Raw genomic sequence first — 270 nt, forward strand, 5'->3', positions numbered from 1 at the left:
TGTGGTCGCCGAGTTTGGGCAGCCGATCCCCGGCCAACACACTGAGTACCGGCTGTTTCCAAGCCCGGCCATGCTGGCCAGTGAAGACCTCGGTAGCCTGAAGATGCACGGTCGCCGGCGCCAGACCCTGCTTGACCTGGCGGAGCTGTTCAACACTCAGCCAACGCGGGCGGCAGATCCTGAAAATTGGCTCGCGCTCAACGGCATCGGCCCCTGGACGGTAAACTACGCGCGGATGCGGGGCCTGGGCGACAGTGATGTCTGGCTCGG

At 64.8% G+C, this 270-nt stretch carries 1 pseudogene; it reads left to right on the forward strand.

Annotation, left to right across the window (positions count from 1 at the left end):
- Window positions 1-270, forward strand: a pseudogene (locus B3520_RS01155) (hypothetical protein); the annotation flags it as partial.

Origin of the sequence: Marinimicrobium sp. UBA4509 (assembly GCF_002388575.1) — a bacterium.
GTDB classification, from domain to species: domain Bacteria; phylum Pseudomonadota; class Gammaproteobacteria; order Pseudomonadales; family Cellvibrionaceae; genus Marinimicrobium; species Marinimicrobium koreense.